Genomic DNA, 20,096 nt, shown 5'->3' on the forward strand with positions numbered 1-20,096 from the left:
ACAGTGAGACATCAGCTCGTGGGCTCGAGGCTCGAGAGGATGACGCCGTTGCTGATGGTGGCCCACGACGGCGGGAAGGCGTACATGTCACCCTCGACGGGCCAGCCCGTGTAGTCCTTCGTGTTGACGAACGACATCGTGGGGTTCACGACCAGCGCGATGTACGGGAGGTCGCGGACGATCTCCTTCTGGACCGTGGCGTATGCCGCCTTCTTGGCGTCCTCGTCGTTCGTCGCGGCGGCCTGGGCCACCGCGTCGTCGACGATCGGGTTCGAGTAGCGCGGGAAGTTGAAGCGGCCGGCCTCGATCGTCTCGCCCACCGGCGTCGTGTACTCGGTCGTGAGCCACTGACGGTAGATCTGGAACGGGTCGTCGAGCGAGGTGCCCGTGATGCCGCTGATCATCATCTGGTAGTTGCCGCTCGTGCGGGCGTCGGACATCTCCTGCTGCGTGATCTTCACGTGGTTGATCTGGACGCCCGCCTCGACACCCTGCTGCGCGATCAGGTCGCCGGCAGCGTTGTGGTCGCTCCAGCCGTCGACCGAGATCAGGTCGACCGAGAGCTTCTGGCCGTCCTTCTCGTAGATGCCGTCCGCACCCTTGGTGTAGCCGGCGGCCTCGAGGACCTTGCCTGCCTCGGCCGCGTTGCCCTCCTGGGGGCTCTCCTTCTCGATGTCGGGCGAGATCCAGCGGTCGTCACGACCGATGAGCGCGAGCGACGGAGAAGCGGGGGCCGCGTGGCCGGAGAAGGCCTTGTCGTTGATCTCACCGCGGTCGATGAGCAGGTCGACCGCCTGGCGGACGGCGAGGTCCGTCTGCGGACCCACGCAGCCGAGCGCGACGTTCATGCACGACATGACCGTGGTCGGGTCCTGCGGGGTGTTGATGAGCGAGACCTGGCCCTTGCTCGTGATGGGCTCGGGGTCCGCGATGAACATCGTGGTCCAGTCGATCTTGCCCGTGCTCAGGAGGTCCTGGGCGCTCTGGTTCTTGTCGAGAGCGAGGTAGCGGACCTTCTCGAGCTTGGGCTTGCCGCCCCAGTAGTCCTCGTTGGCGACGACGGTGTAGGTCGCGTTCGAGATGGTGTCGAGCTTGTAGGGGCCCGTGCCCACCGGCGCGTCGTTGGTGTACGTGATCTTGTCGGGGACGTCCTTCCACAGGTGCTCGGGCAGCATGAGCGTGGTGCCGAGGATCTGGACGGCGGTCGTGAACTGCGCACCGTTGAAGGTCAGCTTGACCGTGGAGTCGTCCACCTTCTCGGCCGTGCTGAGGTAGTCACGCTTGGCGGTCTCGTTGGTGTACGAGAAGATGACGTCCTCGACCGTGAAGGGCTTGCCGTCGGTCCACTTGACGCCCTCACGGATCTTGATGGTCAGCGACGTGCCATCCTCCGACCATTCGTAGGACTCGCCCAGGACGGGCGCCGGGTCGCCGGCCTCCGCGCGGTTGTAGAAGAAGAGCGGCTCGTAGATCGCGCCGTTCGTCGCGTGCAGCGGGTTCGGGGCGTAGGGGTTGAAGTTCGCGACCATGGGGGTCTGCGTTCCGGCCCACACGTTCAGGACGCGGCCGCTGTCGCTGGCGCCTCCGCCGTCGCCGTCGCCCCCGGAGCTGGAGCACCCGGCTGCGAACATCGTCACTCCGGTCACCAGGGCAACCGTCGTGAGCAGGCGCTTGCGCGCCACGCTTCGAATCATCATCGGTCCTCTCGAGTCGTCAACGCGTCGTCACGCTGATCGGCCGCCCGCCACCGTGCGAGCTCGTGGCAGGAACACTAACGAATGCCGGACGGGCTTCCAGCCAATACAACAGGAAAGTTACCTAAATGAAATCTCACAGCGGGAAGTCGAGCCAGGAACCGCAGGATCCTGCGGTTTCCTCTCAGAGGCAGGCGACCGGCGATCGGTGCGCAGTGCACAACGGAGCGCCCCCCGGAGGGCGACCGCCTGGTTGCGCGGCCTCCGTGGGAACGCTCCGACTGCTGCTCGCTAGAGGCTCGCGACAGCCTCGTCGACCGCTGCCCGCGCCGCGCGCGCGACGGTCAGGTCCGTGACCTCGTAGCCGGACCCGCCCCCGCCACCGGGGCCGCCGTCGTCGGACAGCGTGCGCTTGGCCGAGAGGTGGACCGCGTCCACCCCCGCCCCCACGAGCGCCCCCACGTCCTGCGGGCGCACTCCCCCGCCCGCCTGGACCTGCACCCGTCCCGCGGCGTGACGCGCCATGTCCCGCAGCCGGTCCACCCCGTCGATGCTGCTCGGGGCGCCGCCCGAGGTCAGGACCCGAGAGACGCCCAGGTCCGCGAGGAGGTCGAGCGCCGCCGTGACGTCCTCGACGACGTCGATCGCCCGGTGGAACGTCACCTCCCGCCCGCTCGCGGCAGCGACGAGAGCGCGCACCGCGTCCGCGTCGACCAGACCGTCGGCCGTGAGGGCGCCGATCACGACCCCGGACGCTCCCGCCGCCACGGCGGCCCGGACGTCCCTGACCTGCACGTCGAGCTCGGTCGCGCTGAACACGAACCCGCCCGGGCGCGGCCGGATCAGCGGGTGCACCTCGACGGGCACCCCGTCGCCCGCCACCTCGGACGCCACCGCGACCGCCGCCTCGACGAGCCCGACGCTCGGCGTCAGCCCACCCGTCGCCCCGAGCGCCGCGCACAGCTCGACGCGACGCGCGCCGACCTGCGCGGCGATCCGCACGCCGTCGGTGTCCTGGACTGCGATCTCGAGGGCGACCTCGCGTGCCATGTGGGGATGCTCCTTGGGTCGGGGTCGGGGTCGGGGTCGGCGCGCGGCAGCGCACCCGTGTCAGCGGTCAGCGTAGACCCGACGGCGCCCTGTGCGCCCCGCGCCCGTCGCCCTGCGCACCCCGCGCCTCGCCACCTCGTAGCGCCCCGCGCCCCGTACACCCCGTACGACCCGCACGCCCCGAAGGGCGGCCGAGCCCCCCACGGCGACGGGAGCCGCGCCCTCCGCGCGCCGCGAGGCGCACGGAGCACACGGCTCCCGTCGATCGGCCGGGCGCGGGGGCCCTGCAGGGTCCGTCAGATGACGCCGAGCGAGATCATCGCGTCGGCGACCTTGGTGAAGCCCGCGATGTTCGCGCCCAGGACGTAGTTCCCCGGCGCGCCGTACTCGTCGGCGGTCTCCTCGCAACGCGTGTGGATGCCCTCCATGATGTGCGCGAGGCGCTTCTCGGTGTGCTCGAACGTCCAGGCGTCGCGCGAGGCGTTCTGCTGCATCTCGAGGGCCGAGGTCGCGACACCACCGGCGTTCGCGGCCTTGCCGGGGGCGAAGAGCACGCCGGCGTCCTGCAGGAGCGAGACCGCGCCAGGGGTGGTGGGCATGTTTGCGCCCTCCGCGACCGCGAGGACACCGTTCGCGACGAGCTGCTTGGCGTCCTGCTCGGTCAGCTCGTTCTGCGTTGCGCACGGCAGGGCGACGGTGGCGGGGACGTCCCAGATGCTGCCGCCCGTGACGAGGCGCGCGCCGGGGCGACGCTCGACGTAGTCGGCCACGCGTCCGCGCTCGACCTCCTTGATCTGGCGCAGCAGCTCGACGTCCACACCGGCCTCGTCGACCACGTAGCCCGACGAGTCGGAGAACGACACGACGTTCGCCCCGAGCTGCTGAGCCTTCTGGATCGCGTAGGTCGCGACGTTCCCCGAGCCGGAGACGACGACGCGCTGGCCGTCGAAGCTCTGCCCCTTGGTGCGCAGCATGTGGTCGGCGAAGAAGACCGTGCCGTAGCCCGTGGCCTCGGTGCGCACGAGCGACCCGCCCCAGCTGATGCCCTTGCCCGTGAGGACGCCCGACTCGTAGCGGTTCGTGATGCGCTTGTACTGGCCGAACAGGTAGCCGATCTCGCGGCCGCCCACGCCGATGTCGCCCGCGGGGACGTCCGTGTACTCACCGATGTGGCGGTAGAGCTCGGTCATGAACGACTGGCAGAAGCGCATGACCTCGCCGTCGGACTTGCCGCGCGGGTCGAAGTCCGACCCGCCCTTTCCGCCGCCGATGGGCATGCCCGTGAGCGAGTTCTTGAAGATCTGCTCGAACCCGAGGAACTTGACGATCCCCAGGTACACCGACGGGTGGAAGCGGAGGCCGCCCTTGAACGGGCCGAGGGCCGAGTTGAACTCGACGCGGAAGCCGCGGTTGATCTGCACGCGGTTCTGGTCGTCCACCCACGGCACGCGGAAGATGATCTGGCGCTCGGGCTCGCAGATGCGCTCGAGCACGGCCGCGTCGACGTACTGGGGGTTCTTCTGGAGCACCGGCCCGAGCGAGTCGAAGACCTCGCGAACCGCCTGGTGGAACTCGACCTCACCAGGGTTGCGGGCGAGGACCTCGTCGAAGACGGACTGCAGACGACTATCCATGGAGTGCTCCTCGGCAGGGCGGGCTTTGAACCGCACCAGGTTACGTACTCGTAAACACCGCCGTACTTCCGTCCCACTCTGGGAGACGGCAGGCTCACGACCTGGGACGTCGCTCTTGCTCGGGGCAACAGTCCGGCCTCTCGGCACCGGGCCGGCAGCCGTGTCGGCAGCCGGTAGCAGCCCCGGCAGCGGCCGGCACGCACCGGCACCACGCGACGAACCGGCACCCCCGCACGAAACCTCCGTCCACCCTCTGAGAATTCTGGACCTGATCGGTGCAGATTCCTCGGTCCGGGGTTATACCCCTACCCAGAGGTCACGAGCACCAGCGCCAAGCCCCGGCTCGCTGGTCAGCAACCCCTTCACGACGGGGTGCTCCGGGAGATGACCTGGCCGCGCCGGCACGACGCGGCAAGCGTGCAGCACGACGACAGTGAGGAAGCGATGACCCAGCACCCTGCAGCACCCCGCCCCGCGGAGACCGGCGACCGGCGACCGACCGTGGTGACCCTGGTCGGCAACCCGCGGCCCGGTTCACGGACCCTCGCCGCCGCCCGGACCGTCGCGGCCCGCGTCGCCGACCACCTGGGCCTCGCCCCGGCGGACGCGACCGAGCCCGCCGCGGCCACGATCGACCTGGCCGAGATCGCGACCGAGATCCTCGCCCCCGAGCACCCGCGCGCCGACGCCGCACGGCAGATCGCCGCGAGCGCCACCGTCCTGGTCGTCGCGACGCCCGTCTACAAGGGCTCGTACACCGGGCTCCTCAAGGCGTTCCTCGACCTCTACGGCCCGGACGGCCTGGCCGGTGTGGTCGCCGTCCCGGTCGTGGTGTCGGGCAACCCCGCGCACGCCCTCGCGGGCGAGGTGCACCTGCGCCCGCTCCTCGTCGAGCTCGGCGCGACGGTCCCCGCACGCACGCTCGCCCTCCTGGACTCCCGGTTGGGCGAGGCCGACCTCACGAGCACCGTCGACGCCTGGCTCGACCACGCGGGTGGACCGTTGCTGCGGGCGGCGAGCGACGCCGTCGGGCCGGAGAGCATCCACCTGACCGCCCCCGAGCTCGCCGAGGTGACCCGATGACCGCCGAACCCACGACCCGCCACGACGTCGCGGGCCTCGCCGGTCTCGAGGCCCTGCTCCACGAGCAGGACGAGCCGCAGCTCAGCCCCGACGCCTACAAGGCCGTGTTCCGGCAGCACCCCGCCGGGGTCGCGGTGATCGCGCTCGAGCACGAGGGTCGCCCCGTGGGCTTCACGGCGACGTCGGTCATCTCGGTCTCGGCCGCGCCGCCCCTGCTCGCGTTCTCGCTCGCGTCGACGTCGTCGTCGTGGCCCGCGATCTCGGCGGCCCGCACGGTCACCGTCAACTTCCTGGCCGCCGAGCAGGACGACGTGTCGGCGCGCTTCGCGACGAGCGGGATCGACCGCTTCGCGGCGGGCGGCTGGTCTCCTCTCGAGTCCGGGGAGCCCGTGATCGACGGCGCGCTGTCCTGGGTGCGCGGCCGCATCATCCAGCGCACGCCCGTGGGAGACAGCTACCTGGTCTCGCTGCGCGCGCTCGCGTCGGGGACGCGGGGCGACGCGACGCCGCTGGTCTACCACGACCGGTCGTACCACCGGATCGGGGACCACTCGGCCCTCTGAACCCGGTCACGAGGTGAGGGGCCCGACGGCGGAGCGCGCCGCCGTCGGGCCCCTCACCCGTGCAGCGGGCCGGCTACCAGGACCAGCCGCGCGAGCTGAGCTCGAGCTCCTCGCGCAGGCGCTCGTCCTCGTCGCTGCGCAGGCCCGCGGCGAGCGGGTCCACGTCGACTTCGAGGCCGCTGAGCCGGCACGCCTCGCGCAGCAGCGCGTCGTACGCGCCCTGCGCGGCGAGGTAGTGGTGGGCGCGGGCGTAGACGTCCGGGTCGGCCTCGACCGCGCGCAGCTCGTCGGCGAGCCGCCCGAGGCGGATCTGGAGCGCGAGCGCGACGAGCGGATCAGGCGCCCGACGGCGTCGCTCGCGCAGGGTCGTCCGGTGCGGTCCGGGCGGTGGGAGGGCGTCCCCGGAAGGCCGGTCCGCGCGCACCGTCAACCAGGCGATGGCGGCGACCACGGCCGCGCCCACCGCGCCGGAGATCACGAGGAGCCACATCGTCGGAGCCTTCTTCTCTACCCGCGTCCGGCGCACGCGCAGGTCTGCCGGACCCTTCCAGCCTAGGACGTGCGGGAGCGCTCCGCCAGGGTGCCGGCCTGCCCACCGGCACCCCGGCCGGCACCCTCGGCCGCCGACCTAGCGTGCCGTGAACCCCTTGGCCCTGCGGGCGTCGGCGGGTCCCCAGAGGTCGGTCTTGACCTCGGCCCTGACCAGGGGCACGACCTCCTCCGCGAAGCGCCGCAGCACGTCGTCCTGCCGAGCGGGCTCCAGGAGGTGGTTGATCGAGACCGACTGGAGGTCGTGCCCGTAGCTCTGGTGGTAGTCGAGGATCTTCTCGGCGACGCGCTCGGGAGAGCCCACGAGGGCGGGGCCACGCTCGACGGCCTCCTCGATGGTCCGGAAGCTCGTGACCTTGCCGACCGCTGCGGGGTCGTACTTCCGCAGGTCCGCGCGCGCGACCGCTCCCTCGTAGATGGGACGGAACTCCTCGATCGCCTGCTCGGTCGTGTCGGCGAGGAACAGGCCCCCGGAGCCCGAGCCGACGAACCCGTACGCCGGGTCGTGCCCGGCCGCCGCGTACTGCTCGCGGTAGTGCTCGATCAGCACCTGGTAGTTCTCGCGGGGCTGGAACGCGTTGGCGCTCACGATCGGGTCGCCCCACCGTGCGGCGAGCTCGACCGCGAAGCGCGAGGTCGCGGACCCGTGCCAGATCCTGAACGCACCGTCGAACGGTCGGGGCAGGGTCGTGGCCCCCTGCAGGTCCGGACGGTGGCGCCCCTCCCAGTCGACCTCCTCGCCGCTCAGCAGGAGGCGGAGGAGCTCGTAGTTCTCCTCGAGGTACTCGTACTGCTTGGCGAGGTCGAGGCCGAGCAGCGGGTACTGGAGCGCCTCGTTGCCCTTGCCGATGACCATCTCGAACCGGCCGCGGCTCAGCTGGTCGATCGTCGCGTAGTCCTCGGCGACGCGGATCGGGTCGAGCAGGGACAGCACGGTCACGCCCGTGCTCAGCAGGATGCGTGACGTGCGCGCGGCGATCGCCCCGAGGATCACCGTCGGTGACGAGGACAGCACGTCGCCCGCGTGCCGCTCACCGACCGCGAACCCGTCCAGGCCGAGCTCCTCCGCCAGGACCGCGGTCTCGACGACCCGCTCGAGCCGGTCGGCCGCGGGGACGGCCCGGCCCGTGACGGGGTGGGGTGGGTTGAAGACGATGTCGAGGACCTGGAAACGCACGGGGGGCTCCTTGGTGGGTGCGGTGGGATGCGTTCGTGCGTGAGGTAGACCCCTGTGCGCGAGGTAGACCCGAGTGCGGACACCTACGGGTCTACCTCGCGCACACGGGTCTACCTCACGGGAAGCGGGGGTGAGGTGGGTGGGTGGCGTGAGGTGGGTGGGTTGGGTGTGTCAGGCCGCCTGGGTCGCCGCGGCCTCGGCGTCGCGCTTCGCGACCTCCTCGCGCACGATCGGGATGACGTAGCGGCCGAAGTCGGTCGCGTCGTCGAGCAGGTCGTACCCGCGGGCCGAGATGATGCGGACCCCCAGGTCGTAGTAGGCGAGCAGCGCCTGCGCGACGGTCTCGGGCGTCCCGACGAGAGCGTTCGAGTTCCCCGCTCCCCCGGTGGCCTTGGCCGTCGCGGTCCACAGGGCCGTGTCGAAGCGGTCGCCCTGCGCCGCGATCTCCAGGAGCCGCTGCGAGCCGGCGTTCTCGGGCTTGTCGATCGGGTGGCGCCGGCTCAGCACGCCCCCGGCCGCGGCCTTGCGGGCCTCGATCCGGTCGAGGATGCCGTGCGCCTTCTCCCAGGCCAGCTCCTCGGTGGCCCCGATGATCGGCCGGAACGCGGCGTGGATGCGCGGCGGCGTGGACCGGCCTGCGGCGGCCGCCTCGGTGTGCACGCGCTGGATCTGCTCGGCCGTGCGGTCGAGCGGCTCGCCCCACACCGCGTAGATGTCGGCCTCGGCCGCACCGACCCGGAACGCCGCGTCGGAGGACCCGCCGAACGAGATCGTCGGTGTGCGCCCCTCGAACGGCTTGGCGTCCAGCACGAAGTCGTCGAAGTCGTAGAAGGTCCCGTGGTGGTCGAACGGCTCGGCGCTCGACCACGCCCGCTTGACGATCTGGATGTACTCCTGGGTGCGGGCGTAGCGCTCGTCCTTGGTCAGCGTGTCGCCCTCCCGCCCCTGCTCGTGGTCGTTGCCGCCCGTGATGAAGTGGACGGACAGCCGCCCCTCGGAGAGCTGGTCGAGCGTCGCGAAGGACTTGGCCGCGAACGTCGGGTAGGAGACGTTGGGGCGGTGCGCGAGCAGCAGCTCGACCGAGTCGAGGCGGGCTGCGGTCCAGGCCGCGAGCGCCGACGGCTCGGGTCCGCTCGACCCGTAGGCGAACAGGACGCGGGTCCAGCCGTTGTCCTCGTGGGCGCGCACGAGGCGCTCGAGGTACCGCTTGTCGAAGGGGGCGGTCGTGCGGGTGGTGGTCTCGGAGGCGTCGCTCGTGGTGGCGATGCCGAGGAACTCGACGGGCATGGGGTTCTCCGTAGCGGGGTGGTGTGGTCGTTCGGTGGTTGGCCTGTTGCCGAGGTAGACCCGTCCGCGCGAGGTAGACCCGCGTGCGTGCTCCCAGGGGTCTACCTCGCGCCGGGGGGTCTACCTCGGCAGGAGGGGTGGCAAGGGGGGGCGGGGGGTGTCGACTAAGGGAGGTCCAGGCCGTACGCGTGCAGCCGGCCGCCGCCCTCCCCTTCGATCACGCGGGTCTCGCGCTCGGGCAGTCGCCGGAACCCGAGCGCCTCGTAGAGGCAGTGCGCGCGCGTCATCTGCGGGCCGGAGTTCATGACGACGCGAAGCACCCCCTGGGCACGGGCCACGTCGAGGACGTGCCGCGTGAGCGCGGTCCCGATCCCCCGCCCACGGGCCGCGGGCGCGACGCCGAGGAGCCGGAAGTCGAGCTCCCCGTCGAGGGCCAGGGGCGAGATGTGCCGACCGGGCAGCGGCGTCGCGACGGTCCCGAGCACTGCCCCGGACTCGTCGTCGACCGCGACCCACACGTCGTGCTCGGCCGCACGGCTCGCGACGTCGCGCAGCACGGCCCGGTACGAGTCCGAGATCGAGTACTCGTGCCCGTACGCCGCCTCCAGCAGGTCGGCGACGGCCTGGTGCTCGGCGGGCGTCACGAGCCGGACGCTCACCCCGGTGCCGTCCCCGGGCGCCCCCGCTCCCCGGCGAGGCTCGTCGCCGGGGTGAGCGGCGCCGTCGGGCGGGGCGGCCGCGCGCGGGCGGGACGTGGTGGGCGCGGTCATGCGCGCTGCCGGACTGGCTCGTGCGGGCCCGACGGCGCCGCTCCCGTCCCCGCCTCGGCCGGGAGTCCCGCGTCGCGCCAGGCGGGGAAGCCACCCTCGACGTGCGTGACGTTCGTGTAGCCGCGCGCCGCGAGGGCCTCGGCGACGGGGCCCGAGCCTCGCTCGGAGCCGCAGACCACGACGACCGGGGTGTCGAGCGACACCGCCGGGGCGGAGGCGGAGCCGAAGATCGCGTCGAGGTCGTCACGGTCGGTGACCGTGGCGCCGGGGATCGAGCCGGCGGTCGCGCGGCCCCCCTCGCTGCGGACGTCGATCAGGAAGGCGCCGTCGGCGACGCGGGCCCCCGCGTCGGTGGCCGGGGCGAGGACGGGCTGGTGCTGGGTCATGTCGTCTCCTGGGTGGGGTGCTTGGCGGGTGCCGAGGTAGAGGGCGGTCCGCTACCTCGCGAGGGCTGGTTCGCGGGCGGCTGCGACGCCCGGCTCGGCGGCGACCGGCGCCAGGCCCCAGTGGTGGGCCAGGAGCTCGAACGAGCGGGCCCGGTCGGCGGGGTCGTGGGTGGCGGTCGTGACGACGATCTCGTCGGCCGCGGTCACGCGCGCCAGGGTCTCCAGGCGCTCGACGACGGTCTCGGGCGATCCGACGAACCGCGTGTCGACGCGGTCCTGGACGGCGGCCCTCTCGGCGTCCGACAGGTCCTCCCACGCGGGCGACGTGCCCGGTGCCGGGTACGCGATCGCACCGCCGGCCCCGCGGCGGATCGACAGGACCCAGGCCGTGAACGGCTCGCCGATCCGCCGGGCCTCGTCGTCGGTGTCCGCGACGAGGACGTCGGCCGAGACCACGACGTAGGGGCGGTCCAGCACGCCCGGCCGGAACGCGGCCCGGTAGGCCGCGATGGTGTCGAGCGTCGCGGACGGGCCCACGTGGTAGTTCGCGGCGAGCGGCAGGCCGAGCTCGCCCGCGACGCGCGCGCTGACCCCGCCGCTCGACGCGAGGACGAACAGGTCGAACGCGGCACCCTCGACGGGCGGGCTCGTCCACGGGGTGCCCGCGCCGTCGGTGAAGGTTCCTGCGCGCAGCCCGAGGACGAGCTCGAGCTCGGCGCGGAACTCGGCCGGGGTCCGGCTCGCGCCCACGACGTCCTTCTGCGCGAGCAGCCGCTCGCGCAGCGCCGAGTCGTTGAGGTCGACGCCGGGCGCCGCAGGGATCAGCAGCCCGTCGACCACGCGCGTCCCGGCCGGGCGCGCGGGGGCGGGCGGGGCGGGCTCGCCGGCCGTCGTCTCCGCCGTGCCCGACGCCGGGGCCTCGCCCGCCGTGCTCGACCCGGGCTTCGCGGGGGGCGGGGTGAAGGCCCGGCCCAGGCCCAGGTCCACGCGGCCCGGGTGCAGGGCCGCGACGGTCCCGAACTGCTCGGCCGCGACGAGCGGGCTCGTGGTGCTCAGCAGCACGGCCCCCGACCCCACGCGGATGCGCGACGTGCGCTCGGCGACGAGGGCCGCGAGGACCGCGGGGGACGCCGACGCGACGCCCGGGGACAGGTGGTGCTCGGCGAACCAGATGCGGCGGTAGCCGAGCTCGTCGGCCCGGACCGCGGAGTCGAGGGTGTCGCGCAGGGCCTGGGCGCCGGTCGACCCCTCGCTCACGACGGCGAGGTCGAGGATCGACAGCGGGACGCGGGACTGGGGGGTGGCCGGGAGGTCGGAGGTGGTCATCGGGAGGTCCTTCGTGGGTCGGTGGGGGACGCGGGGTGTCAGCGGGACGGCAGGCCGCGGGCGGCGAGCGCCGAGTGCAGGTGGGCGTGGCCCCGCTGGGGGCCGGGGATCGCGAGCCGGTCGACGACGCGGCGCCGCCAGCTCTCCGTCAGTCCCTCGTCGCGGTAGAACGGTGCGATGACGTCCTCGTAGGCGTCGACGTGCTCGGCCTGGGCGTCGAGGTCGTACGTCTCGTGGTGCAGGACCGCGGCCTGCGGCAGGCGCGGCTTGACCCGCTCGCCTCCCGCCGGGTCCGGGTGCCCGACGACGAGCCCCACCACCGCGACGGTTCCCTCGGGCAGGCCGAGCTCGGCTGCGACCTGCTCGGGGTGGTGGCGCAGCGCGCCGATGTACACGGTCCCGAGCCCCAGCGACTCGGCGGCCACGACGGCGTTCTGCGCCGCGAGGGCCGCGTCGACGAACGCCACGACCGTCGAGTCCAGGTAGTCGGTCCCCTCGAGCGAGGTGCCGTGGGCCTCGCCGATCGCGCGGGCGCGGGCCAGGTCAGCGACCCACACGAGCAGGAGCGGCGCCTGCCGGATGTGCTCCTGACCACCGGCGAGCGCCGCGAGCCGGTCCTTGCGCTCCGGGTCGGCCACCGCGACGACGCTCCAGAACTGCATGTTGGACGACGTCGGGGCAGACTGCGCGGCCGCGACGAGCGTCGGCAGGACGGCCTCGTCGAGCGGGTCGGGACGGTAGGCGCGCACCGTGCGGTGCCGCAGGATCCCGTCGATCGCCTCGGTGGGCGGTGCGAGGAGGACGGCCTGGTCGGGGCCGTAGCGCTCGGTCAGGGGCGATGCCGCCGCGGGGACGGCCTCGGAGGGTGCGGTCTCGGAGAGCTCGGTCTCCGAGGGGACGGTCACTGAGGGCGCGGCCCCCGGGAGGGAGGCGAGGTCGGTCGTGGTCGACATGGTGGCCTTTCGGTGGGTCGGGGTGGTGGGTGCCGCGGGCGGCGTCGGTCGGTCTGCCTGCTCAGCCAGGGAGCTGCACCAGCGAGCCGCGCGCGAAGCGGGCCAGGGAGAACTGGCGGTCCGCGGCCTCGGGCGACGCGTCCGGGTCCTCGCGGGCCAGCTCGGCCAGGACCCGCCCGATCGACGGTGCGAACTTGAACCCGTGCCCCGAGAACCCCGCCGCGATCACGACGCGGCCCACACGGTCGAGCACGAAGTCGTGGTCCGGGGTCGTGGTGTAGGTGCACGAGACGGGCACGAGCCGGTCGGCGTCGGCCCCCGGCACCCATGCCCGGACGTAGTCCTGGAGCTGGGCGAGCTGCCCGGGCTCCGGGCGGAAGGTCCGGTGGTCGGGATCCGTGCGGGGACCGACCCCGTGGAACCCGACCTTGATCCCCTCGCCCGGGGTCGCCAGCCCGTAGACGCCGCTGGGCCACGTGTGCGGCTCGGCGGGGGCGTGCGTGAACGCGGGCCAGGTGCCCTCCGCCGGTGCGCCCGGGGCGAGCGCGAAGTGCGCGGGCTGCTCCTGGGTGACGACGAGGGACGGGAGGGGCGCGGCGCCGTCGGGCTCGGGGAACACCTCACCCAGCAGGCCCGCGCTCCACGCCCCCACGGCGACCACGACCGTGCCCGCGACCAGGTCGCCCCGGTCCGTGACGACGCGCACCGAGCCGGTGCCCGGGTGGACGTGGCGGACGTGCACGCCGTGGCGGACGTCCGCACCGTGCGCGCGGGTCGCCGACTGGAAGGCCGCGACCGCACGGTCGGCGTGGACGCGCCCGGCCGTCGCGGTCTCGTGCAGGACGTCCCCCTCGAACCTCAGGCCCGGCCAGCGTTCTGCGGCCTCCTCGGGGCGCAACCACTCGTGCGGGATGCCGCGTGCGACGAACGCGTCCCCGATCTCGGTACGCCGCGGGAAGCCGTGGCTCACGCCGCCCGTGAGCGTCAGGACGTCGTCCTCCCGGAGCGCCGCGTCCCGCTCGAGCTCGCGCCACAGGCCGAACGCCTCCTGCGCGAGGTCGAGGTACGCGGCCTGGGAGTACGTCGTGCGGTAGATGCGGGACGCGCCGTGCGAGGCGCCGTTCGCATGGCCGGGCTCGAAGCGTTCGAGCAGGACGACGTCGTGCCCCGCGCGGGCGAGCTGCCACGCCGCGGCGGACCCCATGACGCCGCCTCCGACGACGACGTGCGACACGTGCTCGGTCATGCGGCTGCCTCTCTCAGGTCGGTGCTCGGGGTGGGCCGTGCTCGGGGGCCGGTGCCGCCGGCCCGCGGGTCCCAGGAGGAGCCCCGCGGGCCGTGCGGCCGTCCGGTCAGGGCTTGGGCAGCCCGGGCGGGTTGGTCTCCGAGGCGGGGATCGCCTCGTCCTCCAGGCCCCAGTGCTCGAGGAGCTCGGCGTAGCTGCCGTCCTCGATCGCGTGGTTGATCGCCGCGGTCACGGCCGGGGCGAGCTCGCTGCCCTTGAGGGTCGCGACCGCGATCTGCGCCGTCGCGGGCCAGCCGCCGTTGAGCGTGCCCACGACCTTGTACTGGTCGGGCGCGGTCGCGGCGCTGTACGCGAGGCTCGCGTTGGGCCCCACGTACACGTCGAGGCGACCCGACGCGACAGCGAGCAGCGCGTCCTTGTAGTCCTCGTAGTACTCGGGTTCGCCACCCTCGAGGGGATCGAGGCCGGCGGCCACGTTCTCCTCGTTCCAGGCGAGCAGGATCTTCTCCTGGTTGGTGCCCGACCCGACGCCCACCGTGAGGCCCGCGATGTCCTTGGCCTCCTTGATCGCGGGCACCTTGTCGTTCGAGGCGCCCGAGAGCCAGCCGAGCTGGTCGTTGCGGTAGGACGAGAAGTCGTACAGCTCCTTGCGCTCCTCCGTCACGGTGACGTTCGAGATCACGGCGTCGACGTCCCCGGACTGCAGCGCGAGCGGCCAGTCGGCCCACGCCTTGACCTCGAGCTCGAGGTCGAGGCCCAGGGCGTCCGCGACGAGGACCGCGATGTTGGGCTCGTTGCCGATGGGCGTCTTGTCGTCGTCCGCGAGGAAGCCCAGGGGCGGCAGCCCGCCCGCGGTCGTGGAGACCTTGAGGACGCCCGCGGCCTTGACGTCCTCGGGCAGGAGCGCGATCGCCTCGGGCGACTCTGTCGTGTGGATGAACTCCTGGTCGGGCGACGTGTCGATCACGAGACCGGCGGCCTCCGCGGCCTTCTCGTTGTCCGCCGTGCCGGGCTCGGCGTCGGCGCTCGTCGCGCACGCCGCGAGCAGCGCGAGGAGGGGCAGGGTCGCGACGGCGGCGACCGCGCGGTGGGAGAGGCGGGCGGGGCGGCGACCGGCGCGGGACGCCGCGGAGGCACGGGTGGGCGCTCCGGAGGTGTGCAGGGACATCGTGTTCTCTTTCGTGGTGGGTGGGAGTGCGGTGGTGACGCGGGCCGACCTCAGGGTGAGCCGGGCCCCGGGAGTCACAGGACCTTGTCGAGGAAGGCTTTGGTCCGGTCGTGGCGGGGCGCGTCGAGGACCTGGGCGGGCGGCCCCTGCTCGACGACGCGGCCCGCGTCCATGAACACGACCGTGTCGGCGACCTCACGGGCGAAGCCGATCTCGTGCGTGACGACGACCATGGTCGTGCCGCCGTGCGCGAGGTCCTTGATGACGTCGAGCACCTCGCCGACGAGCTCGGGGTCGAGCGCCGACGTGGGTTCGTCGAAGAGCAGGACGCGGGGTCGGGTCGCGAGCGCCCGGGCGATCGCCACGCGCTGCTGCTGCCCGCCCGAGAGCTGGCGCGGACGCGCGTCGACCTTGTCGGCGAGGCCGACCCGGGCCAGGAGCTCGCGCGCCTCGACCTCGACCTCTGCGCGCGGCCGGCCCTGCGCCGAGACGGGCGCCTCGACGACGTTCTCGAGGGCCGTGAGGTGCGGGAAGAGGTTGAAGCTCTGGAAGACGAACCCGATCCGGGTCCGCTGGACGAGGATGTCCTTCTCCTTGAGCTCGCGCAGCGTGTCTCCCCGGCGGGAGTACCCGATGAGGTCGCCGTCGACCGCGACGAACCCGCGGTCGACCTTCTCCAGGTGGTTGATGACGCGCAGCAGGGTCGACTTCCCCGAGCCGGACGGGCCGAGGATGACGGTGACCTCGCCCGGGCGGACTACGAGGTCGATGCCCGCGAGCACCTCGAGGGTGCCGTAGGACTTGTGGACGCCGCGGACCTCGACGAGGCCCAGTGGCGTCGTGCCCGGGCCGGCCGGGCCCACCGTGGAGCGGGCGGTCGTGGCGGTCATGCGGCACCTCCGGTGCGACGGTCGGTCGTGCCGGTGCGCAGCAGGTGTCCGCGCCCGACGGCGGCGCGCGCCGCGTAGGCGGGTGGCAGGTGGGCGGGCGCGGGGCGTCCGGTGATCCGGGACCACGCGACCTGGAGCGTCCACCGGACGCGCTGGACCGGGGTCGGGGGCAGCGTGCGCACCGCGCCCTTGGCGTAGTGCCGCTCGACGTAGTACTGCGCGATCGTCAGGACCGTCGTGATGATGAGGTACCAGATGGCCGCGACCATGAGCAGCGGGACGACACGCTGGTTGCGGCCGTAGATCACGCCGATCGTGTAGAACAGCTCGCCGTACGCGAGGACGTACACGACCGACGTGCCCTTGACGAGGCCGATGATCTCGTTGACCGACGTCGGCACGATGGTCCGCATGGCCTGCGGCAGCACGATGCGCAGCGTCTGGCGCGAGCGCGGGATGCCCAGGGAGGCTGCTGCCTCGTGCTGGCCCTGGTCGACCGAGAGGATGCCGGCACGCACGATCTCCGAGGAGTACGCGGCCTGCGACAGCCCCAGGCCCAGGATCGCGGCGCCGAACTTGTCGATCACGTCGAGCGTCCCGAACTCGAGGAAGCCGGGGCCGAACGGGATGCCGAGCGACAGCGTCGGGTAGAGGTAGGCCAGGTTGTACCAGAGCAGGAGCTGCAGGATCAGCGGCACCGAGCGGAACACCCACGTGTACGCCGACGACACGGCCTGGAGCAGCGGCGACCGGGACAGGCGCATGAGCGCGAGGACGGTCCCGAGCCCGAACCCGATGACCGCGGCGACCGCCGTGAGCCGGATGGTCCCCCACAGCCCGTTGAGCACGGAGGGCCAGGTCAGGTACTGCGCGACGATCGTCCACTCCCACTTGGGATTGGTCACGAGCGAGCTGATGACCATCGCGAGGAGGACCGCGACGAACGCGGTCGCGACCCAGCGTCCCGGGTGGCGCGCCGGGACGACCTTGAGGTCCTCCCAGCGCGTGGTGGCGTCGGCGGGCGTGACGTCGCCGGCGGGCCTGGCGCTGGTGGTCGTGTCGGCGGCGACGGTCACGCCCGGTGGGTCGGGCAGTGATCCGGGGGGTGGGACGAGCTGGCGCGACTCGTCCTGCGGCAGGGACAGGGTGCTCATGGCGGACCTCGGGCGGGTGAGGAGGGAGGAGGGCGGACGGGGTGGCGTGCCGTGTCAGAGCGAGCGTGGCCTCGGGGTCACGCTGGTCCTGACACGTGCGGACAGAGCCACTTCTCGAACGCCAGGGGCCCGACCTCCTCAGGGTCGCGCGTCACGTCGAACAGCGGCGTGTAGCCCGCGCTCAGGTACAGGCCCGCGGCCTCGGGCTGGCGGGGTCCGGTCGTGAGGTAGATCCGGGGGTAGCCGCGCTCGGCCGCACGCTGCTCGAGCTCGACGAGGACCTGGCGGGCGAGCCCGCGCCGCCGGTGGGCCGAATGGGTCCAGATGCGCTTGAGCTCGGCCGTCGCGACGAGAGGGACGCCGTCGTCGGAGTGCGTGGCGCCCTGGGCGTGCGGTCCGGTGCCGGGCCGGGTCCGGCGCGACGGATCACCGACCTCGGGTTCTGCCCGACGGCGGAACGCGCCGCCCGCGACCGGCTCGCCGTCCGCGAGGAGCAGCACGAGGTCGCCGTGCGGGGCCGCGAAGTCCGCAGCCGGGTAGTGCTCCATCTCGGCGCGGAGCTCGTCCTCGTCGAGGAGGCTGCGGTAGCGCGAGGCGTACTCGTGCGCGAGCTCGTCGAGGAGCGGGCGCACGAGAGGGTCGTGCAGGTGCACGGAGCGGATCGTGACCGCCGTCGTGGGTGCGCTCATCGCGGTACCTTCTCCCCCGCCTCGACCGAGAACGGCAGGACGTTGCCCTCGACCGGGCGCGGGCACGTGCCGAAGTCGGTGAACGCGTAGGGCAGGTTGAGCGTGCGGTTCAGGTCGAGCCGCAACGTCCGGGCGGCGTCCGGACCGTCCGCGACGTCGTCGTCGGACGCCTCGGCCACGTCGGTCCCGGACCCCGCGGTCCCGGCCGGGTCGCGGTCGACGAACAGCACGCGCCAGTCCGCGACGCCGGGTGCCGGGTCGGTGAACAGCAGGCTCGTGCTGCCGCCAGGGGTGCCCGTGAGCCGCAGGGTCGTCGTCAGGCCGTCGCGGGTGACGTCGACCTCGCCCACGACCTGCACGTGGTGCTCGAGGCCTGGCTGCGCGCCGCCCACGACCTCGGCGACCGGCTCGTCGTACCAGCGGACCGGTGCGTCGAGGACCCAGGACGGGTCGTAGGCGAAGGTCGGGACCCCCTCGAACGTGACCCGGGTGCGGGCCCGCGGGTCACGCACGCGCAGCCCGTAGCGCCCGGTGCGCCGCACGAGCTCGACCGCGACCGGAGAGGCCGGGTCGACGCCGTCGGGCACGAAGGTCGCGACGAACGTCGACGCGCCCTCCGCGACGTCCTGGACGTGCGTGCCGCGCAGCGCGTCCTGGCCGCCGGCCGGGACGATCGCGTCCGCGGCTGCCGCACGCAGGTGCACGCCGTCCGCGTCCGACCACCACTGGCCGGGCAAGCCTGCGAAGGACGTCGGGGACTCCGGGACCCAGTGCAGCGTCGTGAGCGTGAGCCAGCCGTGCTGCTCGCGCAGGGTGCGCTCGCGCTCGGCGTGCCACGCCGACCACGCGGCCGCGGCGGTCCCCGTCGCCGAGCCGTCGTCCTGCTCGACGGGCGCGCCCGTGGGGGCCGACGCCGTGTGGCGGCCGCGCGTGGTGACGCCTGCCGGGGACGTGGTGCTCGTCGTCATGATGCTCCTTCGGGGCTGGAGGTCGGGCGGTGGTCGGACAGGTCGGGGCTGGGCCCGGTCGGGCCGGGCCGGGCCGGGTCAGGCGGAGTGCGACGGGGCGGCGGACGCAGCGCCGGTGGCGGTACCCGCACCCACCTCGGGGCGCGAGAGCCCCAGGTGGTCGCGGAGCGTCGTGCCCGTGTACTCGGTGCGGAACGAGCCCCGCTCCTGGAGCAGCGGCACGACCTGGTCGAGCACGTCGTCGAGGCCCGTCGGCGTCAGGTGCGGCACGAGGATGAAACCGTCGGACGCGTCCTCCTGCACGTGGCGGTCGATGTCGTCGGCAACCTGCTGGGCCGTGCCGACGAACCCGCCGCGACCCGACACCTCGATCACGAGGTCCCGGATGGACCATCCGTTGGCCGCGGCTTTCTCGCGCCACGCCCGGACGACGGGTGCCGGGTCCTTGATGTGCCGGACACGTCCGCGCGTGATGTTGAGGTGGTCGAGGTCGGGCTCGACGTCGGGCAGCGGCCCCTCGGGGTCGTACGCCGTGAGGTCCCGCCCCCAGACCTGCTCCAGGAAGGCGATCGCCGTCCGCCCCGGGACCTGCTGGAGCCGGATCTCCCGCGCACGCTCGGCGGCCTCCTCGGCCGTGTCCCCCAGGACGACGACCGTCGCGGGGAGGATCTTGAGCGAGTCGCGGTCACGACCGTGCGCCGCGAGGCGGGACTTCACGTCGGCGTAGAACGCCTGGCCGTCCTCGAACGCGGAGTGCGCGGAGAAGATCACGTCGGCCGTCGCGGCGGCGAAGTCGCGCCCGTCGGCCGAGTCGCCCGCCTGGAACAGGACGGGGTGTCCCTGAGGCCCGCGGGGGGTCTCGAAACGCCCAGCCACGTCGAAGTGCTTGCCCTGGTGCTCGAACGCGCGCACGGCCCCCGTCCGCACGACCTCGTCCGCGTCGACCGCCTCGTCGTCCCACGAGTCCCACAGCTGCCGGGCCAGGGCGACGAGCTCGCCCGCGCGCTCGTACCGTTCCTCGTAGGGCAGGAAGCCGCCGCGGCGGAAGTTCGCCCCCGTGAAGGCGTCGGGGCTCGTGACCAGGTTCCAGGCCGCGCGCCCTCCGGACAGGAGGTCGAGCGTCGCGAACTGGCGGGCCAGCTCGTAGGGCTCGTTGAACGTCGTGTTGACGGTGCCCGCGAGGCCCAGGCGGTCGGTGACCGCGGCGAGCGCCGCCAGGACCGGGAGCGTGTCGGGACGGCCGACGACGTCGAGGTCGTGGATCTGCCCCTTGTGCTCGCGCAGGCGCAGGCCCTCGGCGAGGAAGAAGAAGTCGAGCTTCGCGGCCTCGGCGCGGCGAGCGAGGTGCTCGAACGACGCGAAGTCGATCTGGCTGCGCGAGGCCGGGTCGCTCCACACGGTGGTGTTGTTGACGCCCGGGAAGTGGACGCCCAGGTGGATCTGCTTGCGGGGTCGGCCGTCGTTCGAGCGGGCCGGCGAGGCGGGGGTGGGGTGCGTCATGGTGGGGTT

19 protein-coding genes and 1 riboswitch are annotated in these 20,096 nt (G+C 73.2%); of the genes, 2 read left to right on the forward strand and 17 right to left on the reverse strand.

Annotated features, from left to right (window positions below):
* Positions 1–11: 11 nt before the first annotated feature.
* From ACFVQ3_RS04795 to gdhA, 3 genes are all read right to left on the reverse strand, one after another.
* On the reverse strand, positions 12–1,697 hold the full coding sequence (locus ACFVQ3_RS04795) for an ABC transporter substrate-binding protein (RefSeq protein ID WP_387635736.1): 1,686 nt from the start codon (positions 1,695–1,697) through the stop codon (positions 12–14).
* A gap of 288 nt (positions 1,698–1,985) precedes the next feature.
* Positions 1,986–2,744 carry a copper homeostasis protein CutC gene (locus tag ACFVQ3_RS04800; protein WP_387635739.1) on the reverse strand — a complete coding sequence of 253 codons (759 nt, stop codon included), beginning with the start codon at positions 2,742–2,744 and terminating at the stop codon, positions 1,986–1,988.
* A gap of 296 nt (positions 2,745–3,040) precedes the next feature.
* Positions 3,041–4,378, reverse strand: coding sequence for an NADP-specific glutamate dehydrogenase (gene gdhA, locus ACFVQ3_RS04805; RefSeq protein WP_387635741.1), 1,338 nt, complete (start codon positions 4,376–4,378; stop codon positions 3,041–3,043).
* 314 nt (positions 4,379–4,692) lie between these two features.
* Positions 4,693–4,802: riboswitch (SAM riboswitch) on the forward strand.
* Between the two features lie 20 nt (positions 4,803–4,822).
* Here gdhA and ACFVQ3_RS04810 point away from each other — a divergent pair.
* Both ACFVQ3_RS04810 and ACFVQ3_RS04815 read left to right on the forward strand, forming a co-directional pair.
* The gene (locus ACFVQ3_RS04810; protein WP_387635744.1) at positions 4,823–5,461 is read left to right on the forward strand and encodes an NADPH-dependent FMN reductase; all 639 of its coding nucleotides are present in this window, start codon (positions 4,823–4,825) and stop codon (positions 5,459–5,461) included.
* Entirely contained in the window at positions 5,458–6,024 is a 567-nt protein-coding gene (locus ACFVQ3_RS04815) for a flavin reductase family protein (protein WP_387635746.1), read from the forward strand. Before ACFVQ3_RS04810 ends, ACFVQ3_RS04815 begins: the two co-directional genes overlap by 4 nt.
* 73 nt (positions 6,025–6,097) lie before the next feature.
* Here ACFVQ3_RS04815 and ACFVQ3_RS04820 read toward each other — a convergent pair whose 3' ends face one another.
* The 14 genes from ACFVQ3_RS04820 to ACFVQ3_RS04885 form a co-directional block, all read right to left on the reverse strand.
* Complete coding sequence (locus ACFVQ3_RS04820; protein ID WP_387635749.1) at positions 6,098–6,514, reverse strand: hypothetical protein; 417 nt, start codon at positions 6,512–6,514, stop codon at positions 6,098–6,100.
* Positions 6,515–6,652: 138 nt separating this feature from the next.
* Positions 6,653–7,750 (reverse strand): LLM class flavin-dependent oxidoreductase, encoded by a 1,098-nt coding sequence (locus ACFVQ3_RS04825; protein ID WP_387635752.1) that lies wholly within the window; start codon positions 7,748–7,750, stop codon positions 6,653–6,655.
* Between the two features lie 171 nt (positions 7,751–7,921).
* Positions 7,922–9,037, reverse strand: a complete 1,116-nt coding sequence (locus ACFVQ3_RS04830) for an LLM class flavin-dependent oxidoreductase (protein WP_387635755.1) — start codon at positions 9,035–9,037, stop codon at positions 7,922–7,924.
* Between the two features lie 164 nt (positions 9,038–9,201).
* Positions 9,202–9,807: a GNAT family N-acetyltransferase gene (locus tag ACFVQ3_RS04835; RefSeq protein WP_387635757.1), complete on the reverse strand. Its 606-nt coding sequence runs from the start codon at positions 9,805–9,807 to the stop codon at positions 9,202–9,204.
* Complete coding sequence (locus ACFVQ3_RS04840; protein ID WP_387635760.1) at positions 9,804–10,193, reverse strand: rhodanese-like domain-containing protein; 390 nt, start codon at positions 10,191–10,193, stop codon at positions 9,804–9,806. Before ACFVQ3_RS04840 ends, ACFVQ3_RS04835 begins: the two co-directional genes overlap by 4 nt.
* 51 nt (positions 10,194–10,244) lie before the next feature.
* Complete coding sequence (locus ACFVQ3_RS04845; RefSeq protein WP_387635762.1) at positions 10,245–11,519, reverse strand: LLM class flavin-dependent oxidoreductase; 1,275 nt, start codon at positions 11,517–11,519, stop codon at positions 10,245–10,247.
* Positions 11,520–11,557: 38 nt separating this feature from the next.
* Positions 11,558–12,472 carry an NADPH-dependent oxidoreductase gene (locus ACFVQ3_RS04850; RefSeq protein ID WP_387635765.1) on the reverse strand — a complete coding sequence of 305 codons (915 nt, stop codon included), beginning with the start codon at positions 12,470–12,472 and terminating at the stop codon, positions 11,558–11,560.
* 61 nt (positions 12,473–12,533) lie between these two features.
* Positions 12,534–13,718, reverse strand: coding sequence for an FAD-dependent oxidoreductase (locus ACFVQ3_RS04855; protein WP_387635768.1), 1,185 nt, complete (start codon positions 13,716–13,718; stop codon positions 12,534–12,536).
* 106 nt (positions 13,719–13,824) lie between these two features.
* Positions 13,825–14,886, reverse strand: a complete 1,062-nt coding sequence (locus tag ACFVQ3_RS04860) for an ABC transporter substrate-binding protein (protein WP_387635771.1) — start codon at positions 14,884–14,886, stop codon at positions 13,825–13,827.
* 74 nt (positions 14,887–14,960) lie between these two features.
* Positions 14,961–15,776, reverse strand: a complete 816-nt coding sequence (locus tag ACFVQ3_RS04865) for an amino acid ABC transporter ATP-binding protein (RefSeq protein ID WP_387635773.1) — start codon at positions 15,774–15,776, stop codon at positions 14,961–14,963.
* A complete protein-coding gene (locus ACFVQ3_RS04870; protein ID WP_387635775.1) occupies positions 15,773–16,930 on the reverse strand; it encodes an amino acid ABC transporter permease in 1,158 nt (385 codons plus the stop codon). Before ACFVQ3_RS04870 ends, ACFVQ3_RS04865 begins: the two co-directional genes overlap by 4 nt.
* A gap of 77 nt (positions 16,931–17,007) precedes the next feature.
* Positions 17,008–17,619, reverse strand: coding sequence for a GNAT family N-acetyltransferase (locus tag ACFVQ3_RS04875; protein ID WP_387635777.1), 612 nt, complete (start codon positions 17,617–17,619; stop codon positions 17,008–17,010).
* Complete coding sequence (locus ACFVQ3_RS04880; protein WP_387635780.1) at positions 17,616–18,587, reverse strand: DUF1684 domain-containing protein; 972 nt, start codon at positions 18,585–18,587, stop codon at positions 17,616–17,618. Before ACFVQ3_RS04880 ends, ACFVQ3_RS04875 begins: the two co-directional genes overlap by 4 nt.
* 78 nt (positions 18,588–18,665) lie before the next feature.
* A complete protein-coding gene (locus tag ACFVQ3_RS04885; protein ID WP_387635782.1) occupies positions 18,666–20,087 on the reverse strand; it encodes an NtaA/DmoA family FMN-dependent monooxygenase in 1,422 nt (473 codons plus the stop codon).
* Positions 20,088–20,096: the final 9 nt, after the last annotated feature.

Source organism: Oerskovia sp. NPDC057915, from assembly GCF_042887685.1.
Classification (GTDB): domain Bacteria; phylum Actinomycetota; class Actinomycetes; order Actinomycetales; family Cellulomonadaceae; genus Oerskovia.

What these genes read in the sequence shown, in the direction of transcription:
- ACFVQ3_RS04795 (WP_387635736.1), bottom strand. Translation starts at nt 1,697, where the DNA reads ATGATGATTCGAAGCGTGGCGCGCAAGCGCCTGCTCACGACGGTTGCC.
- ACFVQ3_RS04800 (WP_387635739.1), bottom strand. Translation starts at nt 2,744, where the DNA reads ATGGCACGCGAGGTCGCCCTCGAGATCGCAGTCCAGGACACCGACGGC.
- gdhA (WP_387635741.1), bottom strand. Translation starts at nt 4,378, where the DNA reads ATGGATAGTCGTCTGCAGTCCGTCTTCGACGAGGTCCTCGCCCGCAAC.
- ACFVQ3_RS04810 (WP_387635744.1), top strand. Translation starts at nt 4,823, where the DNA reads ATGACCCAGCACCCTGCAGCACCCCGCCCCGCGGAGACCGGCGACCGG.
- ACFVQ3_RS04815 (WP_387635746.1), top strand. Translation starts at nt 5,458, where the DNA reads ATGACCGCCGAACCCACGACCCGCCACGACGTCGCGGGCCTCGCCGGT.
- ACFVQ3_RS04820 (WP_387635749.1), bottom strand. Translation starts at nt 6,514, where the DNA reads ATGTGGCTCCTCGTGATCTCCGGCGCGGTGGGCGCGGCCGTGGTCGCC.
- ACFVQ3_RS04830 (WP_387635755.1), bottom strand. Translation starts at nt 9,037, where the DNA reads ATGCCCGTCGAGTTCCTCGGCATCGCCACCACGAGCGACGCCTCCGAG.
- ACFVQ3_RS04835 (WP_387635757.1), bottom strand. Translation starts at nt 9,807, where the DNA reads ATGACCGCGCCCACCACGTCCCGCCCGCGCGCGGCCGCCCCGCCCGAC.
- ACFVQ3_RS04840 (WP_387635760.1), bottom strand. Translation starts at nt 10,193, where the DNA reads ATGACCCAGCACCAGCCCGTCCTCGCCCCGGCCACCGACGCGGGGGCC.
- ACFVQ3_RS04845 (WP_387635762.1), bottom strand. Translation starts at nt 11,519, where the DNA reads ATGACCACCTCCGACCTCCCGGCCACCCCCCAGTCCCGCGTCCCGCTG.
- ACFVQ3_RS04850 (WP_387635765.1), bottom strand. Translation starts at nt 12,472, where the DNA reads ATGTCGACCACGACCGACCTCGCCTCCCTCCCGGGGGCCGCGCCCTCA.
- ACFVQ3_RS04855 (WP_387635768.1), bottom strand. Translation starts at nt 13,718, where the DNA reads ATGACCGAGCACGTGTCGCACGTCGTCGTCGGAGGCGGCGTCATGGGG.
- ACFVQ3_RS04860 (WP_387635771.1), bottom strand. Translation starts at nt 14,886, where the DNA reads ATGTCCCTGCACACCTCCGGAGCGCCCACCCGTGCCTCCGCGGCGTCC.
- ACFVQ3_RS04865 (WP_387635773.1), bottom strand. Translation starts at nt 15,776, where the DNA reads ATGACCGCCACGACCGCCCGCTCCACGGTGGGCCCGGCCGGCCCGGGC.
- ACFVQ3_RS04870 (WP_387635775.1), bottom strand. Translation starts at nt 16,930, where the DNA reads ATGAGCACCCTGTCCCTGCCGCAGGACGAGTCGCGCCAGCTCGTCCCA.
- ACFVQ3_RS04875 (WP_387635777.1), bottom strand. Translation starts at nt 17,619, where the DNA reads ATGAGCGCACCCACGACGGCGGTCACGATCCGCTCCGTGCACCTGCAC.
- ACFVQ3_RS04880 (WP_387635780.1), bottom strand. Translation starts at nt 18,587, where the DNA reads ATGACGACGAGCACCACGTCCCCGGCAGGCGTCACCACGCGCGGCCGC.
- ACFVQ3_RS04885 (WP_387635782.1), bottom strand. Translation starts at nt 20,087, where the DNA reads ATGACGCACCCCACCCCCGCCTCGCCGGCCCGCTCGAACGACGGCCGA.